This window comes from Syntrophales bacterium, from assembly GCA_023229765.1.
Taxonomy (GTDB): domain Bacteria; phylum Desulfobacterota; class Syntrophia; order Syntrophales; family UBA5619; genus DYTH01.
Map to the genome: position 1 here is coordinate 80,697 of JALNYO010000003.1, position 17,732 is coordinate 98,428.

Annotated in this window: 15 protein-coding genes and 1 tRNA gene; 6 read left to right on the forward strand and 10 right to left on the reverse strand. The window is 54.3% G+C overall.

Features of this window, described 5'->3' with window-relative positions; all coding sequences use genetic code 11:
• The first annotated feature begins 110 nt into the window (after positions 1-110).
• On the forward strand, positions 111-1,382 hold the full coding sequence (locus tag M0P74_03055; protein ID MCK9362569.1) for a DNA recombination protein RmuC: 1,272 nt from the start codon (positions 111-113) through the stop codon (positions 1,380-1,382).
• An 82-nt stretch (positions 1,383-1,464) separates the two neighbouring features.
• Here the strand turns inward: M0P74_03055 and M0P74_03060 are convergent, their stop codons facing one another.
• Complete coding sequence (locus M0P74_03060) at positions 1,465-3,951, reverse strand: transporter substrate-binding domain-containing protein (protein ID MCK9362570.1); 2,487 nt, start codon at positions 3,949-3,951, stop codon at positions 1,465-1,467.
• A 43-nt stretch (positions 3,952-3,994) separates the two neighbouring features.
• Positions 3,995-5,002, reverse strand: a complete 1,008-nt coding sequence (locus tag M0P74_03065; GenBank protein ID MCK9362571.1) for an NAD-binding protein — start codon at positions 5,000-5,002, stop codon at positions 3,995-3,997.
• Positions 5,003-5,525: 523 nt separating this feature from the next.
• Between M0P74_03065 and M0P74_03070 the strand changes: the two genes are divergently transcribed.
• From M0P74_03070 to M0P74_03080, 3 genes are all read left to right on the forward strand, one after another.
• The gene (locus tag M0P74_03070; GenBank protein MCK9362572.1) at positions 5,526-7,025 is read left to right on the forward strand and encodes a methyl-accepting chemotaxis protein; all 1,500 of its coding nucleotides are present in this window, start codon (positions 5,526-5,528) and stop codon (positions 7,023-7,025) included.
• A complete protein-coding gene (locus M0P74_03075) occupies positions 7,022-7,267 on the forward strand; it encodes a hypothetical protein (GenBank protein MCK9362573.1) in 246 nt (81 codons plus the stop codon). Before M0P74_03070 ends, M0P74_03075 begins: the two co-directional genes overlap by 4 nt.
• Before the next feature lie 284 nt (positions 7,268-7,551).
• Positions 7,552-7,860 (forward strand): hypothetical protein, encoded by a 309-nt coding sequence (locus tag M0P74_03080; protein ID MCK9362574.1) that lies wholly within the window; start codon positions 7,552-7,554, stop codon positions 7,858-7,860.
• 19 nt (positions 7,861-7,879) lie between these two features.
• Here M0P74_03080 and M0P74_03085 read toward each other — a convergent pair whose 3' ends face one another.
• The 7 genes from M0P74_03085 to M0P74_03115 all read right to left on the reverse strand — a co-directional run bounded on the left by M0P74_03085 (position 7,880) and on the right by M0P74_03115 (position 14,443).
• Positions 7,880-8,809, reverse strand: coding sequence for a peptidase MA family metallohydrolase (locus tag M0P74_03085; protein ID MCK9362575.1), 930 nt, complete (start codon positions 8,807-8,809; stop codon positions 7,880-7,882).
• Between the two features lie 127 nt (positions 8,810-8,936).
• Positions 8,937-9,012, reverse strand: a tRNA-Glu gene (locus M0P74_03090).
• 100 nt (positions 9,013-9,112) lie between these two features.
• The gene (locus tag M0P74_03095; protein ID MCK9362576.1) at positions 9,113-11,203 is read right to left on the reverse strand and encodes a DEAD/DEAH box helicase; all 2,091 of its coding nucleotides are present in this window, start codon (positions 11,201-11,203) and stop codon (positions 9,113-9,115) included.
• A 25-nt stretch (positions 11,204-11,228) separates the two neighbouring features.
• Positions 11,229-11,744 carry a DUF484 family protein gene (locus tag M0P74_03100; GenBank protein MCK9362577.1) on the reverse strand — a complete coding sequence of 172 codons (516 nt, stop codon included), beginning with the start codon at positions 11,742-11,744 and terminating at the stop codon, positions 11,229-11,231.
• Positions 11,745-11,753: 9 nt separating this feature from the next.
• On the reverse strand, positions 11,754-12,542 hold the full coding sequence (gene xth / locus M0P74_03105; protein MCK9362578.1) for an exodeoxyribonuclease III: 789 nt from the start codon (positions 12,540-12,542) through the stop codon (positions 11,754-11,756).
• A gap of 15 nt (positions 12,543-12,557) precedes the next feature.
• Positions 12,558-13,385, reverse strand: a complete 828-nt coding sequence (locus M0P74_03110; protein MCK9362579.1) for a hypothetical protein — start codon at positions 13,383-13,385, stop codon at positions 12,558-12,560.
• A gap of 176 nt (positions 13,386-13,561) precedes the next feature.
• The gene (locus tag M0P74_03115; protein MCK9362580.1) at positions 13,562-14,443 is read right to left on the reverse strand and encodes a DMT family transporter; all 882 of its coding nucleotides are present in this window, start codon (positions 14,441-14,443) and stop codon (positions 13,562-13,564) included.
• Between the two features lie 295 nt (positions 14,444-14,738).
• Between M0P74_03115 and M0P74_03120 the strand changes: the two genes are divergently transcribed.
• Together M0P74_03120 and M0P74_03125 are read left to right on the forward strand one after the other, a co-directional pair.
• Positions 14,739-15,614 (forward strand): YitT family protein, encoded by an 876-nt coding sequence (locus tag M0P74_03120; protein MCK9362581.1) that lies wholly within the window; start codon positions 14,739-14,741, stop codon positions 15,612-15,614.
• A gap of 103 nt (positions 15,615-15,717) precedes the next feature.
• A complete protein-coding gene (locus tag M0P74_03125) occupies positions 15,718-16,392 on the forward strand; it encodes a peptidase C39 family protein (protein MCK9362582.1) in 675 nt (224 codons plus the stop codon).
• Between the two features lie 17 nt (positions 16,393-16,409).
• On the opposite strand, the gene M0P74_03130 is transcribed toward M0P74_03125, so the two are convergent.
• The gene (locus M0P74_03130) at positions 16,410-17,588 is read right to left on the reverse strand and encodes an aminotransferase class V-fold PLP-dependent enzyme (protein MCK9362583.1); all 1,179 of its coding nucleotides are present in this window, start codon (positions 17,586-17,588) and stop codon (positions 16,410-16,412) included.
• Positions 17,589-17,732 lie beyond the last annotated feature (144 nt).

Here is a 17,732-nt window from a genome sequence, read left to right on the forward strand (position 1 = left end):
TCAGGCGAGACGCCTGACCGACCGGCAGATTGAAAATAACCTGGCTGTCCCCCTTGCTTGTTTGGGATTGCAGCCAGAGAATTCATTAAAACGGCGGTGATGAAAAGATTATGCAGGATTTGATGCTCATAAGTGGCGCGGGGTTGTTTTTAATCATCCTCGTTTTGTTTTTTCTGCTTTTTCGTAAAGTCTCCAGAGAAATTGTCAGTCTCAGACAGGAACTCCTCCTGCTTTCACAGTTGTCGGAGCGGGCCGAGCGCGCCGTAGGCGTCGAGCTCGGTCGAAATCGCGAGGAGACGCTCCGGGCGCTTCGGCAAGCGCGGGAGGAGATGGCAGGCACGCTCAAAGGGGTCGGAGATACGCTGTATGGTCATTTCGACACGTTAACGCAGACAACCGAGCAGAAGCTCACGCTGCTCCGGGAAGCGGTGGAGAGGCGTTTAGGGACAATTCAGGAGGACAACGCCCGGCAGCTCGAGCGGATGCGGGAGACCGTGGACGAAAAGCTCCAGGGAACCCTGGAAAAGAGGCTGGGCGAGTCATTCAAGCAGGTTGGAGAGCGTCTCGATCAAGTCTCCCGGGGTTTGGGTGAGATGCAGTCCCTGGCCGCCGGTGTCGGCGATTTGAAAAAGGCCCTGACGAACGTCAAGGTGCGGGGGACGTGGGGCGAGGTGCAACTGGGGGCGATGCTGGAGCAGGCGCTCGCCCCGAATCAGTACTCCGCCAATGTGGCCACAAAGGGGGGAGGAGAACGGGTTGAATTCGCGATCAGGCTGCCTGGGCAAAGCGATGACAAAAATGAGATTGTCTGGCTCCCGATCGATGCGAAATTTCCCCTTGAGGACTACCAGCGACTTGTTGACGCCCAGCAGGAGGGCAACGCCGAAGCCGCAGAAGCTGCTGGAAAACAATTGGAAATCAGCGTCCGGCGCTGTGCCGCCGACATTGCGGGAAAGTATCTGAGTCCGCCGCAAACGACCGACTTTGCAATCATGTTTCTGCCGACGGAGGGTCTTTTTGCCGAGGTGATCCGCCGCAGTGGTCTGGTCGAACTGTTGCAGCGGGAATTCCGGGTGGCGATTGCCGGCCCGACAACCCTCTGGGGGCTCCTCAGCAGCTTGCAGGCGGGTTTCCGAACGCTGGCGATCCAGCAGCGGTCGGCGGAAGTATGGCGACTGCTCGCGGCGGTGAAGACGGAGTGGTCTAAATACGGGGAGATCCTTTCCCGGGTGCAAAAGAAGATCCACGAGGCGTCGGAGACGATCGAGCAGGCGCAGACCCGATCGCGGGCGATCGGCCGAAGGCTGAAGGCGGTGGAAGAGATGCCGACGGCAGACGCCGATGATGTAATCGCCGATGCAGAGGAAGAGGAAAACTCATGATTTGATCGGCGCGGCAGGGAGCGCAATGGATAATGGCGGTTCTCCCGCAATGCAGGGATGACAATAAATTTGGCCCCTTCTTTTACCCGGGCCTGTCCAATTCTTTTCTTACCGCCAGGCCCAGTTTTTCCTTGATATAGGGTTTTCTTACGTAAGCGCCCGCGCCGAGTTTTTTTGCGGCAAGTACCCGCTCTGATTCGGAAAAGCCGCTCACGATAACCGCTCTCTGCTGAGGGCGGATTGTGAGGATGCTTTTATAGGCATCCAATCCGTCCATGCCTGGGTCCATGATCATGTCCAGAACGAGCAGATTCACTTCGTGCTCTTTGATATAAGCTACCGCGTCTTCGCCGCTGGCAGCGCTCGCGACTTGGTAGTTAAGCGTCTTTAGCATATTTGACGCCAGCTCGCGCTGCTCTTTTACGTCATCCATCACCAGAATGGTTTCCCCTTTGCCCATGTATTCGGAAACGGTCGCGGCGGAGGCTTCAGTTGAGATTTCTTCCCGCGTCACCGGAAAATAGAGGGTAAAGACGCTGCCCTTTCCCGCTTCACTCTGCACGTTGATGTAGCCGTTGTGGTCCTTCACGGTTCCCCAGACCACGGCCAGCCCCAGACCGGTGCCGCTTCTGCCCATGATCTTCTTCGTATAAAAGGGCTCAAAGATGCGTCTTAGATCAGCTTTGGCGATGCCTTCCCCGGTATCGGATACGGAAAGGGCAACATAGTCTCCCTCCTGGATATTGTCATAGTCCTGAAGCGGTTTATCCAGATACTGATTCCTCGTTTTGATGGAAACTATGCCGCCCGTCGGCATCGCTTCAACGGCATTGGAAATCAGGTTATAGATGGTTTTTCCGAGATGCAGGGGAGATCCGGAGATGTTCAGGAGATTTGCTCCCAGGTCGCTTTGGATCTTCACCGCGAGATGGTGGGCAGAGAGATTTTCAAGCTCCGGCGACTTATTGCAGTCGGCGACAATCTGGTTGAGATTAACGATGCTGCGGCCCTGGACCCCCCTTCTGGCTAAGGTCAGCAGGTCGTCAACGATCGCCGCCGCCTTCATGCCCCCGTTCATCACATTTTGTACACTATGCCGGAGGGGGCTTGATTTATCCACGCTTTCGAGGAGCAACTCGGAATAGCCGACGATAACGCCGAGGACATTGTTGAGATCGTGGGCGACCCCGCCTGCCAAGGTACCCAGGGCCTCCATTTTCTCCGCCCGCTGCAGGCGTTCCTTCAGACTGCGATTTTCTTCTTCCGCCCGTTTACGTTCGGTTATATCGCGCGCAATACCCTGGACGCCAAGGATATTTCCCTGTTTATCCCGGTAAAATTGGGCATTGGTGGACACCCATACCGTCGAACCGTCTTTCGCCCGCATGGGCGCCTCATGCCCCTTGACCTCTCCCTGCTCGCGTAAGATAGAAAGAAAGTGATCCCGCTCTCCGGGATTCACATAAAAATCGCCAAGATTTTTTCCTAAGCTTTCCTCAATGACATATCCAAATATTTGTTCTGCGGAGGGAGAGACGGCGACTAATAACCCTTCATTGTCTGTTCGGTAAAAGGCGTCTGGTATGCTTTCAAACAGTTCTTTATATTTGCCTTCGCTTTTTTCAAGATTGTCAATTGTCTCTTGCAGTTGCAAAGTTTTCTGGGTCACTTTCCGATGGAGGATGTAATTCCAGAGCAGCAGGATAACCCCCAGGATAACGAGGCCTCCGATCAGATAAAAAAGGTATGCAAGATATGGCTTGGAGACCGCCGACCCGCGCCATCTTTTTTCAATTTTCTCGCGCTCCTTAACCGAAATCTTTGCAAAACCCGCTTCAATAGCGGTTAGAAGAGCCTTGCGCTCCTTGTGAACCGCGCGGTGGAACTGACCGGTATAAAGAGGGGTGGTCTGCCGGTACTGCTGTTCGATGTTCAGTTTGTAGAGGTAATAATGGGCGGGAGGCCCGTCAATGCAGAAGACCTTGATTTTTTGCGCTGCCGCGTCCCGGACGATGCTTTCGTAACTGGGGTATTCCCGCAGCGTCTGGATGCCGTGCCGTTTCAAAAAATCGATGCAGGCGTCGCCGGCCTTGACCCCGACTGTGAAGCCGTGCAAAGAATTGACATCCTTGAGCCCGCTGATATCCTTGTGAAAAAATATCGGGACGTCGAGTGATGCGTAGGGGGCCGAGAAGGCAAGAGTTTTAGCCCTCTCTTCGGTAAAGAAAATTGTATCGATCACGTCGGCGTTTCCTTCGGCCATCGTCTTTTGGGCCAGACCCCAGTCCATCCCCCGCAGGTTCACTTTGGTTCCCGTTTTTTCTGCCCAGAGATGCCATTCATCCACCAGAATGCCCTGAAGACGACCTTTTTCGTCGCGAAAAATAAAAGGCGGGTAATTGTCGTCGCAGACCACCGTAATTTCTTTCGGCAGGACGGAAGCATCGGCAATGCCGGCGAAGGCTGGAAAATAAAAAAGGAGAGCAAGGGAAATTAAAAGAAAGCGAGCGTTCAATATTTTTTTTGGGCGGTTTTGACAAGAGGCAATGAGTTCCCTTACAATTTCCATAGCTGATGCACCTCGATCATCGTATAGAAGGTTTTGCAGCCGTTCAAGGCTTTGCGGCTATCTCAATACGCTTCCTCAGCTCGAAGAGCTGCGCCGACTCTCCGATCATGACGAGCCGGTCGCCTGCTTTGATGGGACGTCCGGAGTCCGGATTGATATCGTACTTGCCTGTCGCTTGTTCTAACACCGCCACAAGGAGGGGCGCATGGCCCTCGGCCCCTTTCACGTCGCGGACTGGCCTTCCCACAAAGGGAGAGCCTTCCGGGACGGCAACCTCATCGAACCGGACGACGCTGTCCCGTTCCCGCATCATGGCATCCAGAAAGCCGACCGTCGCCGGGCGGACCATCTCGGAAACCATGCGCAGTCCGCCGATGTACTGGGGATTGATGACATTGTCGGCGCTGCTCCGCAGGAGCTGCTGACGCACCGTCAGCTCTCTCTGGGTGCTGACTACTCGGATATTGGGATTGAGGCCCTTGGCGGTTAGCGCCAAAAAGGCGTTGTACTGGTCAGTGGATAGTACAGCGAAGATTCCGGTCGCCTTCATCACCCCGGCGCGCTTCAGGGTTTCCTCCTCCGTCGCATCCCCTTCCACAACCTTGATGCCGTCAGCGATTAGCCTCTCTACGGTCTCCCTGTCCTGTTCGACCACGACGAAAGTTCTCCCCGTTTTTTCCAGCTCATCCATGATCACTCGGGCGGAATGGCTCGCGCCGCAAACGATGTAGTGACCGGAAAGCCTTGCGATCTCCCTCTCCATACGCCTCCTTTTTAGCACAACGGACAGCTGCCCCTCCACGATGATGGAGGTGAGCGTCGAAAACGCGTAGGCGACGATGCTCACGCCGCTCAAAATAAGAAACAAGGTGAAAACCCGGCCTGCGGAGGTGAGGGGGTGCGTCTCCCCGTAGCCCACTGTGGCGAGCGTGATCACCGTCATGTAGAGCGCATCGAAAGGCGCCCAGTCTTCGATGATGCTGTAGCCGGCTGTTCCGGCTAAGAGAGTGAAGAAGAGGAGCCCGGCGACGCTCGCAAGGCGTTTGTGCATCTCAGAGAGGCTGGTCATGTTTTTGAGGCAAGCAGGCCTGTTTTCCCCGATACTTTAGCTTGATGTCTTTCACTTTTGCCGCTTGGTTTCCCGACGTTGTCATAGCGCTTAAAACCTTGACGACTCACCAATAGCATAAAACGAAAGAATAGAGAAAGAAGAATTGCGGGAAGGAGCCAAAGCGACCCTCGGTGGATAAAGTTAAGGTGCAATAAATTTATATTTACTCTTGACATACGTTCATTTATATTTTAACAAAAAAACATAGATAAAGTATAATATATGCGCATTGTTCAATAGATCATCGATTGATTGCGGTCGGAAAAATTCCACTTATGGCAGTGCAATAAGTCAAGTATTATGGTTCTGTTCGAACAGATTACCATAATGGGGCAGTTCGGGATTCTACGCTGAAAGGGAAAGTCTTTTGGGAAGGCGGGCCCCTGAGATTTATATTTGAGTTGCATCGTGACTCTATAATGCTACTTGAAAAACAACTGTTTAGCAGCGAAGGGAGACAGGAATGAAAAAAATCAAAATAAGCGTAAAGATCATAGTCGGTTTTTTGCTCGTTGCCCTAATTTCGGGGATAGTTGGCGCTGTATCAGTTGTTTATACCAGGAAAATCACGAAGGCAGATCAGGAGCTCTATTCCTTTAATACGGTTCCGCTGACCTACGTTGGCTCGGTTGGGATGAATTTTCAGGAAATAAGGGTTCTTTTCCGCGATGCTATTCCAGAAATGAATGAAGACCGGCGTAAAGAAATGATGGCACGCATCCAGAGGCTCAGGGAGGAAAACGATGCGAGCATCAAAAAGATCGAAGCGGCTTTCCCGGCGGGAGAAAGAAAAAAACTTTTCGGGGAATTAAAAATTGGCTTGGCGGCTTATGAAAAGTCAATAGACAAAATGACCAATTACATTAACTCGAATTCAGCGGAGCTTGCCTCGGGGATTCTCCAGACTGAAGGGTTACTTGCTGCCAGGCAGCTTACCGGTGCAATCGCAAAACTCTTTGATTCAGGCGTATCGGAAGCCAAAAAAACAGCGGATAGCAACGACTCTATGGCTAAAGCATCGAGTTATCTATCTATTTCTTTAACGCTTCTCAACGTAATTGCTGCAGCGCTACTGGGGATTTTCCTGAGCATCGCAATAACCCGTCCCATAAATCGAATCGTTACAGGGCTAAGAGAGGGTGCTGAGCAAGTGGCTTCAGCGTCAAATGAGGTTTCGGCATCAAGTCAGCATCTGGCTGAGGGGGCATCTCAACAGGCGTCATCTCTTGAGGAGACGGCTGCGTCCCTCGAGGAGATGTCGTCAATGACAAGGCAGAATGCTGATAACGCAAATCAGGCCAAGAAAATGATGGATGAGGCGAGAGGGGTAGTTGAAAAAGCAAATAACCAGATGGCGCGTCTGACTGAGGCAATCGGTCAGATCACGAAGTCGAGTGAGGAGACTGGGAAGATCATCAAGACCATCGACGAGATTGCCTTTCAGACGAACCTTCTGGCACTTAATGCGGCGGTCGAGGCGGCGCGTGCAGGTGAGGCCGGGGCAGGTTTTGCAGTCGTTGCCGACGAGGTTCGGTCTTTGGCGTTAAGGTCGGCGGAGGCGGCAAAAACTACCAGCGATTTGATTGAGAAAACGATCAAGGCCGTCAAAAATGGCAACGAGATCACCATTGCCACGCAGGCGGCTTTTAGCGCTAACGCGGATATATCACGGAAGATCAATCAGCTGGTGGAGGAAATTGCCGCTGCCTCCCAAGAACAAGATAACGGGATCGGCCAGGTAAACACCGCGGTATCGGAGATGGACAAGGTTACACAGCGCACAGCGGCCAATGCCGAGGAGTCGGCCGCAACCGCGGAGGAAATGAATGCGCAGGCGCAGCAGTTGAAGAAATACGTGGATGAACTTGCGGAGGTTATAGGTGGTTCGTCGTCGGCTTCCCCTACTTTGCTGGAATACCGGCCAGCCCTTTCCGAACATGAGGAACCGCAGGAGGAACTGTGAATAAGATTTTGATCTTGGATAACGAAATTGAAGCAAAGCTTCTCGATTCTATTCTTACCGAGCGAGACATTCCTCATCGCATAAAGAGCTATCACGATTCAGCATACGATGGAATCTATCAAGCCCAGAAAGGTTGGGGTGTAGTTATGGCGCCTGAAACTTTTAAAGAAATAATTATGGATATCTATCAAGATTTACCCCTGAAGAATCCGGACACTGATGAGGAAAACATGACAGCGTAAGCCGTTCATCCCGCCAACCGAGGAACTTATATGCCAGAGTGATTGTTTGCCATCTGAGCGAAGCTGATTTTTGAGGGATAATATCCCTTGACTTTGTTTAGAATGGGAGTACGCTTTAACCAACATACTGATTGGCTAATAATGCTGAATAATTGTGCTTCCCAAATAGGGAAGTGAAAATGACTTCCAGGCCCTGTCTCTTATGATGTGACGGGGCTTTTTGTTTTTTGACGGAGGAAAATGAAGGGCATTTGCTTTTGTGCCGGTCTGTGAAGGAGGGTAAAATGAATATCCATTTGGTTGAACCGTTGAACCACTTTGTAAAGCTGAATGACAACGTATGGGAAAGCGGTTCGTGGGGAGTGGCTGATGATCAAGCGAAAAAATTGGTTGGCGGCAAAATCTATTTTCACAAAAAGCGTCAGGATCCATCGTTTTATGGAGGAACAATACTCGGATACAGGATTCAGCCGGATGGCGAATATCAGGGAAAGATTGTCTTCCAGCTCCAGCATAGCCAGTCATGCAGAAATGTCAGAACTGGTAAATCAGGTTGGAGCAAGGGCATAAAGATCATGGAGATTGAGCAGTAGCCGCAATCCGGCTCGTTGCTCAGCCGCTGGGAGGCCACTCTTCTGATTCCTCTTCCGTCTCCATTTCTTTCAGGCGCAGTTTTGCCTGTCGCTTTTTCCGTGCGTACCCGTAAACGAAGATGAGCGCCGCAATGAACCAGAACGTCGAAACGCTCGTGATGATCGGGATCCAGGAGACGCGGAGCTTCAGATAGACTAACCAATGTTCCTCCAGAGCGGCGATGTTCATTCCGGTCCCCCGCCGGAGCGCCCCCTCGAGATCCCCGTAACGGGTGTAGTCCCGGATCAGCCGCTGGAAGGCCTCCTGCCCCAACTTGTTGATGAGAAAGGAGACAAACATGAAGCCCTCTGCATAGGCCAGCTCTGCCGGCTCCTGCTCAGAGGGGAACGACAGGGTGAGAACACGCAACGGTATGAGCCGGCCCATCAGGGCGGCCCTTGTCAGGATGGAGGTCCGGGAAAAGGTCCACTCCCGCGCCTCGTACATCGCCAGCCCCTCGTTCAGCCACGTCGGAACAGTCACCCCCGCGAGGGCTCGCCCCAGCGCTATGTGGCTAAACTCGTGGGCAAAGACAGCGACGACGTCGCTCCTGCTCCCCTTGATTGCCCGAGGGGAAAGCAGGACAATGACATTCTCCGCGGAATAGGCAACCCCAATGCTCCAGAGCGGAACCGAGGTCCCACCCGGCTGGACTTCCCGAAATGTTTCCAGCGTAGGGCAGAGACGTATCTCCGTCTTTTCAGTAAAATCCATGCCGATATCAGCGATGACCCTCTCCCGGATTCGGAGGGATTCGCGCTTCAGCTTCCCAGCAAGCCCTTCGTCGCCCGCCGTGTAACGGATGACGAAATGGCTGTTTTCCATGCGGAGTTCCTCCTTGAAGCCTGCATCTGCAACGGGAACGAACATGAGAAGGAAGAGGATGATAGACGGTAAGGTTTTTCTCATGTCAGGGCCTGCCCTCACTAATGGATAAAAAAACCCCCAGAGATGGCAGCTCTGAGGGCGTTTTGTGTCCGGACTTGCGTCCGGGTGAAAAAGGTGAGGGGTTATGTTTATAACCCCTCGTACATATTGGCGTCCCCACGGGGATTCGAACCCCGGTTACCGGCGTGAAAGGCTGATGTCCTAGGCCTCTAGACGATGGGGACAATCTATGTTTATCGGCTTGGTCTTATTAATCCGACTATCCGCAGCCGTCCGGAAAGCGGGGCTTATACAATGCAGTTCAGGGAGATGTCAAGTGACAAATTAAAAAATCACCGGTTCGCGGAGGATTGCCTCCCTTGCCCCCGCTGCGAGCGCCGCGATTTCCGGGTGCGTATCGCGCAGCGACATCAACTGCCGGAGGTTGTCGGCTGTCCGCAGGATCAGCATCGCCAGGTCTCCTTCGGCGATCCCCGTTCTCTTGACTATTCTGTCCCAAGCGCCGCCCATTGCCCATTCATAGATGATCACCGCCGGCCAGAGCGTCAGCGTAGATACAGGAAAATCGCGATCCTTCAGACGTTCCGAGAGGGGCGAAACGGCCTTGAAAACACGGTTGCAGGCGCGGGTCAGCCGGCCGGGGAGGTCCTTTTTTATTAACGTTGCCTCCTGATCGCCATCATAGACGAACGGGGCGATGGTGGCGGCAAAGAGATACACGTCGTTCCGCGGCAGGACGCCCTGTCTCAGGCATTCGGCGATCAAGAGCGGTTGGTCGAGCCGCAATTTGGAGGCCCAGATTCCGTTTTCGGTCAGGCGCTCATCGCCGCCGACGAACCCTTCATCCTTAAGCAGCTTCAGGTGGCGCTGGAAGTCGCTCCAGAGATCAGGTTGCTCGCCTTGTTCTTTTCTCCCCTGTTTCCGTTGATACGCAGCGAAGGAGTGAGAAAAGATATTGCGAATGTCCTCAGGCGTCTGGGAAAGCAGCAGATTCAGAGCCATCGAGAAGTCACTGCGCAACTGGCTTGCGATTGCCTCCGGTTCGCGGGAGAGCAGCTTGCGCACGTGGATCATGTCCATGAAGCGTCCGGGAATGGTCAGCATGAAGCCGATTCGATCCTGGCCGCGCCTTCCGGCCCGCCCGGTCATCTGGTGAAATTCCGTGCCGCTCAGCGGGGAAAACTCACTGCCGTTGAAGAGGTCAGAGTTCAGAAGGACAATCGTCCGGGCGGGGAAATTTACCCCTGCGGCGACCGTTGAGGTCGCAAAAATCGCCCGCAGGTGACCGTTTTTCATCATTGTTTCGACAAAAAATTTCCAGGCGGGGAGCTGTCCGCCATGATGGGCGGCGACGCGGGCCGTTTTGAGCTCATGGAGCTGCCGATGGTTCTGAAGGTAGGGAGCGCCCTCAAGACTGGCGGCGAGGTCGCGCTGAAAACCATCGGACGAGTCGGTCGCGGGTGAACACATTGCGAGGGCGGCGTCACATTCGGAACGTGATTTAAGGAAAAAAATCGCCGGCAGCAGATGGTGATGTTCGAGCACCTCCAGAATCTCGCCAAAACTCGGCAGACCCCGCTCCAAACGTCCATGGCGCTGGTTGACGAATTCATCGATCTTGGCGAAAAGGCGATTTCCCTCGACCAGCGGCATCAGGCGGCCGGAGGGGTGCAGAAAAAGGGGATAGAGCGGAACCGGCCGCTTGACCTCCCGGATCACGCGACAGGGTTTGTTTCTGATGGAGGACAGCCAGCCGGCTATTTCTTCAGCGTTGCCGATCGTTGCCGAAAGCAATAACAGGTTGATGCGCGCCGGAAGGTAGATCATGATCTCTTCCCAGACGACCCCCCGGTCGCGATCGCCGAGGAAATGGGCCTCATCGAGGATGACGAGGTCGAAATTCAGGGCCTTCCCGCTGTGCATTGCGTCGTAGAGCTGGTTGCGCAGTATTTCGGTGGTGCCGACAATAACGGGGGCGGCGGTATTTTCTTTGGTATCGCCGGTTACGATCCCGACGTTTTCCATTCCGAAAAGCTCACCGAATTCCACCCATTTGGAATTGCTGAGCGCCTTCAAAGGGGAGGCGTACCAGGAGCGGCTGCCGCTTGCGAACACGGCGCGCATCGCCTCGGTGGCGATCCATGTTTTTCCGGAGCCGGTCGGGGCGGTAACGAGGCAGTCCGCCTCCCGGATCGCCTCGACTGCCTCCAGTTGAAAGGGGTCGGGGCGGAATTCGGCGGCAGGGGGCTTGCCTATTTTGGCAAAGATAGGTTTCAAAAGCGGCTCTGCCTCCGGTTTCATCCGGAGATGCGGCCTTTCATGGCCCAAACGTCGGGAGGACTCTTCCCGACGTTTTCTGGAGTGAAAAACCGGCTTTTTTTGCGGGGTGTTTCTGTTGTCTGTTTTTGGGGGCATTTAGTTTCCTGGGATTGAAGTCCATTTACCGCATGAGGAGTTCGGAAAGCCGCTGTGAAAATACGGCCATAAGATGTTCGAGCATTGTGGTATCCATGCCGGGACGGTAGCGTTCCGGGGACGGATCCCCGTGGTTGATGCTTCCGATTGTATAGCCGTGCAAATTGATCGGCGCCACGGCGATGGAGCGGATGATGAACTTCAACTTGGGCGGCATCAGGCGATAGAAGGCCTTGACATCGACAAAGGCCAAGAGAGGGGTGGGGCCCTCCGGACAGAGCTCGGAAAAAGACGCCTGTTCGATCACGTTCAGGCGGTCTTTCAGCGCGGGTTCGTTATTCAGGGCATAGACGATCGGCCAGGTTTCGGGGAGGCGCAAAAGCGATATCCAGACGGCCGGTATGTCGAAGGCCTCGGCGCTGTCAAAAACCAGTTTCGCGAAGAGCTCCCCGATCCCTTCACAGGCAACGATATCCTTCTCCAATTTACTGAATTTGATGGCTATTTCGTTGTTTATATTCAGGATATCAATATTGTCCATTAGCCGTTCCTATGTTTTTGCAAATTCCGCCACCAGGATCGTGTGGTCGGAGGGTTTTTCGGCGGTGCGGGGACTCAGGTCTATCTCACAGGAAAGTGAACGGGCGGCAAGCGGCGAGGTAGCGAGAATTTGGTCTATCCGCCAGCCCAGACCGCGTTGCACTGCGTTCGGGACCCGATAATCGAAGAAGGTGTAGCGGCCCGCCTCGCCGGGATGATGTCGTCTGTAAATGTCTTCCAGTCCCCACGACCGGACGGCGCCGTACGCCTCCCATACCTCGGGGGTGAAGCAGACATGGCCGAGAAGCCGCTTGGGATCGTGAACGTCGATATCCTCAGGGGCAACGTTCAAATCGCCGCACCAGAGAAGCGGAGTATCCGGCGACCAGCGATGGTTAAAAAAAATCCCCAGCCGTTTGAACCATTCCAGCTTGTAGCGGAAATGGACGGATTCCTTTTCCCGGCCCTGCGGGACGTAGGAATTTACGACGACAATCCCGGAAAAGCGGGCGGCGACCAGCCGGTCGTCGTCCGGGGGGCCGTCATCGCCAAGGCCATGAATGACCTCGACGGGTGAGATTCGGGAGGCGATAGCCACGCCATTGTACCTTTTTGCGCCCCGGAAGACCACCTGGTATCCGGCCTCCTCAAAGGCGGAAACGGGAAACTGGCTGTCCTCCACCTTCGTTTCCTGCATGCACAAGACGTCGGGAGAATTTCCCCGGAGCCACGGAATGACAATGTGCAGACGGCTCCTGATGGAATTAACGTTGTAGGTGGCGACCTTAAAGGATCCCATTGTATTGTTCTTTCCTTATCTCAACCAGGAAGGCAGTTTATCGTCTGCGAGGCCGGCAAAGCTGCACTTTATGCCGCAATCCTTGCAGGCCCCCTTGACGGCCGCGAGCGGCGGCTCTCCTTTGATGCCGCTGATGAACTCCATGCAGGCGTTTACGTCATCATCGGCCCCTTCGACAATCAGCGTAATGGCGCCTTCTGATCCCCCCCATCCGCCGGCTGCAAAAGGAATCGCCTCGACGCCGAAGAGAGACTCGAGCGCTTCGATTTCGGTAAAGATGCGACCGTCGGAGACGCAGGCCATGCCGACAACGGCGCCTATGGATTTATCCAGGTTCAGCGTTCCTCCGTATTTGGCCGCTTCGGGCACCGAGGGGATAAGCTTCTCCAGGCCGACCGGGTAGATCGTTTCCACACCCATCGCCTTCAGCGCCATGTAAAACTGTCCCATCGTCCCGCCTCCCTTGCCCGCCATCGCAACGCCGACATTCCCGTAGGGATCGACTGCATTGGCCCCTTTCAAGAGGAGATCGCCGGGGGTCATCTTTTCTATAACGGCGCCCGGGTCCACGTTCAGTATTTCACCTTTATGAAAGACGACGGGTTTTGTTCGCAGCCCCTGTCCCAGAACGCAAAGCACCCCCTTTATAACCATCCCTGCCGCGTATCTTTCCTTTTCGATTTTTTCTCCGAGCAGTTCTTCGAGGATGAAGGCGTTTGTCGAACCGCGGGAGACAACAAGATACCCGTTTTCTTTCGCCTGCTGAATTTCCGGCAGAGCTGCAACCGCCTTGCCGATCAGCCTTTTTGCTTCCGAAGATGTTAATGTGAAGAGAGCCTGCATGTCTTTCTATCCTCCTTGTTATTTATCGGCGACCTACGCCCATGGGGGTGGTCATTGATCGGTGAGTGCCTTTTGTGAAGTTACTCGATAACCTTGTCTGATTTCTATACGTCTTGTTGTGCTATGTCAATGACTTTCAAAATCTTAGCCCGTCTGAAGCTCAGCCTGCCTAAAAATTATGCCTTTAACCGGGGCATGTTTGTCAGATAAACGCCCCCTATGACCAGAGCGGCGCCTGCGACTATTGAAAGATTAACGCGCTCTCCAAGGAGCAGCCAGCCGAGAAAGACCCCGCTCACCGGAACGAGATTGATAAAAACGGAGGCGCGGGCAGCGCCGATTGCCGCTATCCCTTCGTAGTACCAGTAAAATCCGATAACCGTGCCGAAGAAGGCAAGATAGAGAAGCGCCGACCAATCGCTCATGCTGAATCCGCCTATTCTTTCTGTCAGGTTTTCCCTAAGAGCCATTGGAAATAAGGCCGCGGCGCCGATTGCGCAGGAATAGAGAACCGCGGCGAAGGGGGCCAAATCCTTCATGATGGCCTTGCCGATCAGCGAGTAGGCTACCCAACTGATGACGCATCCCATGATAAACAATTCACCGCGGCCAATGCCCCCGGAAAACAGGGAGAGGGGATTGCCCCGGGAGACAACCAGTATTACCCCGGATATGCATAAAAAGGCCCCGGCGATTTTGGCGGTGTGCAGCCTTTCATGAAAAAACAGGTCTGATAAAAGGGAAATCAGCACAGGGTTTATCGCCACAATCAACGACGCCCGCCCGGCGGTTATTGTCTGCAGGCCGCTGAAGAAAAAGACATTGTAGGCAAAGACCCCCGTCATTCCGAGGAGTACGGCGGGAAACACCTGATGTTTCTCCAGACGGGGGAGGCGCCCTTCTTTGAGCAGCGCTGCCAATGCAAGAAATAGGGATGCCGCTGCAAAGCGCACAAACGATCCGGTAAACGGTCCAATATGGCCCGAGACAGCCCTTGCCGCAACAAATGTTCCCCCCCAGAAAATCGCGGTCAGGATGAGCTTGAGATAGATGATCATGGGAAATTATACCTTCCTTATACAGTCTGCTTCTCACTGGTTGCGCTGCCTGCGGTCAGCGCGGCGTTCGCATTGGCTTTCAACCCTTTCCCCAGGCAATTTTAGCCCCCGGTCGGGAAGCGCAGGCGCCTGCGGCATTTGAGTTCTTTATGAAAACCCGGAAGTTGTCAAGAAAAACATCACTTTTGCAATTGCCGTCAATATCGTTGAAAAAGGAGGCCCTTGATGTTAAAAGGGTTCCGTGGAAAAAGGCGGCTTTGGGCGTATCTCGCGGGAAAATCGGGGGCAAGTGGCAATGAGGGGCTTTTCTTGGCAGGTAAGTTGGTCATTTCTGAAGACCGCCGGCTGGAACCTTTTGCTGATGGCGGCAGGCGGCATTCTTTGCGGCATTGCGATCAACGGGATACTGATTCCCCGCGGTTTTGTCAGCGGCGGCGTGGTGGGTTTTTCGATCCTGAGCCACTACCTCTGGCCGGTTTTATCGGTAGCCGTGATCTATTTTCTGCTGAATATTCCCCTGTTCATAGCCGGCTGGTTCTTTGTCAACCGCCGGTTTTTTCTCTACAGCATAATCGGGATGATTATCTTCACGACAGCCGTTTCTCTCGTTCAAATCTCGGTTCCGGTCTATGACAAACTGCTTGCCGCGTTGCTTGCCGGGCTGATTCAGGGCCTTGGTTCCGGGATTATCCTGAAATCACAGGGATCAGCCGGCGGCACGGACATCCTGTCGGTCATTCTTCACAACCGCTTTTCCATCCGCCTGGGAACGACCATTCTGGGCTTCAACTCTCTTATTCTGGGCGCTGCCGCGTTTTTCTTCTCCCTCGAAGACGCGCTGTACACAATGATTTATCTGTATGTGACGACGAAGATTGTCGACCTCGTTGTTACCGGTTTGAGCCAGAGAAAGGCGGTTTTTATCGTTACGCCGTGCTGGGAGAAGGTAGAATCCCGAATCCTGGCGGAAATCGGGCGGGGAATTACCATTCTGCACGGTCAGGGGGCGTATTCGGAAAAGGAAAAGAGGATCCTCTACACGGTTGTTACCTTTCAGGAGCTATCCGTTCTGAAGAACATAGTCCGGGAGGAGGATGCTGAAGCCTTTGTCGTTATTTCCGATACCGCGGAGGTCATGGGAAACCGCATCGGCAATCAGGCGCACTGGTGACGGGCGCGCGTAATTTCTTGATTTATTGTGAATGATATGACGATACTAGTAAAATGAGTTAATAGAAATTGATCGGCGCTCTCAGAATACAGGAAGGCATTCTATGATGTTCAAAATACCCTACTACGCCCAAACCGCTGAATTCACCTGCGGCCCCGCCTGTGTGCTGATGATTTTAAAGCATTTTGACCCCCATCTGAAGCTGAACCGCTCCCTGGAGTTTGAGGTGTGGCGACAGTGCAACATGATAGGAGTAAGAGGCGCCGACCCTTTCGGGATGAGCGTCCCGCTGCTGGATGCCGGTTATCAGGTACACCTCGCGACGCAAAGCAGGCGGATGATCGACGCTGATTTGTGGAGACGACGGCTGCAGGAAAGTGAATTTACACCGGAAGAGGAGGAATTGGCAGTTTTCGGGATTGCCGAGAACAAGAAACGCGCCCTGGGCCGCGGCCTGACCGTGGAGCAGGGGCGATTGACGGTTGAACGGGTTGCCCGGTACTGCAGCGAAGGTTTAATCCCGGTAGCACTGGTTCACATGGGGGTGGTGCATCAGTTGGATATTCCTCATTGGGTTGTGGTGACGGATATCGGAGATGCTCGGGTAGTCTTAAATGACCCGTATCCTCCCAAGGGGGGAAAGGGCATTGTCGTGAGTCGGGAGGAGTTCCAAAAGATGCTCGATGATGTCGGAACCAGGATCGGGATGAGCCCCTCTGTTATCCTTATCAGAAAATGCAGGCCGGGGCAGGAATCTGCGGACAGAATGTCAGAATAGCTGCCTTTCTCCATTGATCAGGTTTCTGCCGCCAGACAGCGGATAGCCTCCAGGGCAAAGGAAATTTCCTCGTCCGTGTTAAAGTAACCGAAGCCGAAGCGGATCGTTCCTCCGGAGAAGGTTCCGATCGTCCGGTGCGCGGCAGGGGCGCATTGCAGCCCCGGCCGGCAGAGGATGCCGAAGCGTTCTTCGAACATAAGCGCCGCCTCGGAAGGTGAAACGCCGGCGATGTTGAAAGAAACAACGGCTGTCCGGCTCGCGGCGTCGGGCGGCCCGTAAAGGGCAATGCCTTGCAGCGAGGCAAACCCCTTCAAAAATTTATCCGTCAACCCTTCCTCTTTGCGGCGGATGGCTTCGACCCCGGCGGCGAGGACAAAACGAACCCCGGCGCCCAGGCCGGCGATCCCGATGGTGTTGGGGGTGCCCGACTCGTATTTGTCGGGCAGGAAATCGGGCTGCGCTTCGAACTCCGAGCGGCTCCCCGTACCGCCCATCATTAAAGGCTGGAGCTGCTTTTCTATCCCCTCCCGGATGTAAAGCCCGCCTGTTCCCTGAGGTCCGAAGAGGGACTTGTGGCCGGAAAAAGCCAGCAGGTCGATCGCCATTTCGTCAACATGGATGGGCAATGCCCCTGCCGTCTGGGCAGCATCCACGCAAAACAGAAGTCCCTGCTCCCGGGAGATTTGTCCCAGCTCGGCAAGGGGCAGGATGGTTCCCGTGACATTCGAGGCGTGGGTGACAACCAGCAGGCGGGTCTGTGGCCGAATCGCGGTGCGGACATCCTCGGGATTCAGCCTTCCTTCCCCGGAGCAGGAAACGACAGACAGACTCACCCCTTGCGTCTCTAAAAAGCGCAAGGGCCGCATGACGGAATTGTGCTCCATGCTGGAGGTTATGACATGATCGCCCGGATGGAGGAGCCCCAGCAGGGCGATATTCAGCGCCTCCGTGGCATTTTTGGTGAAGGCGATTCGGAGTGAATCCCCGATTCCGAAAAGCTCCGCCAGCGCCTCCCGGGCCTCCAGGATGATTCGCCCCGCAGCGAGCGAGCGCCGGTGGCCGGAACGGCCGGGACTGCCGCCGGCCATTTCATTGTAATGGCCCATCGCCGCAATCATTTCTGGTGGTTTGGGCCAGGTAGTGGCGGCGTTATCAAAATAGATGAGCCGGTTTTCCCCCGAATCGGGTTGCATCATTCGCCTCCTGTATAGATGAAAATAGAATTTGTATTAACAATATCGCTGCGTTACATTGCGAGTGTTTTTGGTGCTTTAGGCGACCGCACCGGACGCGACAAAGCGCGTCCCTCCAATTTGATGAACATTAAACTTCGTTTTATG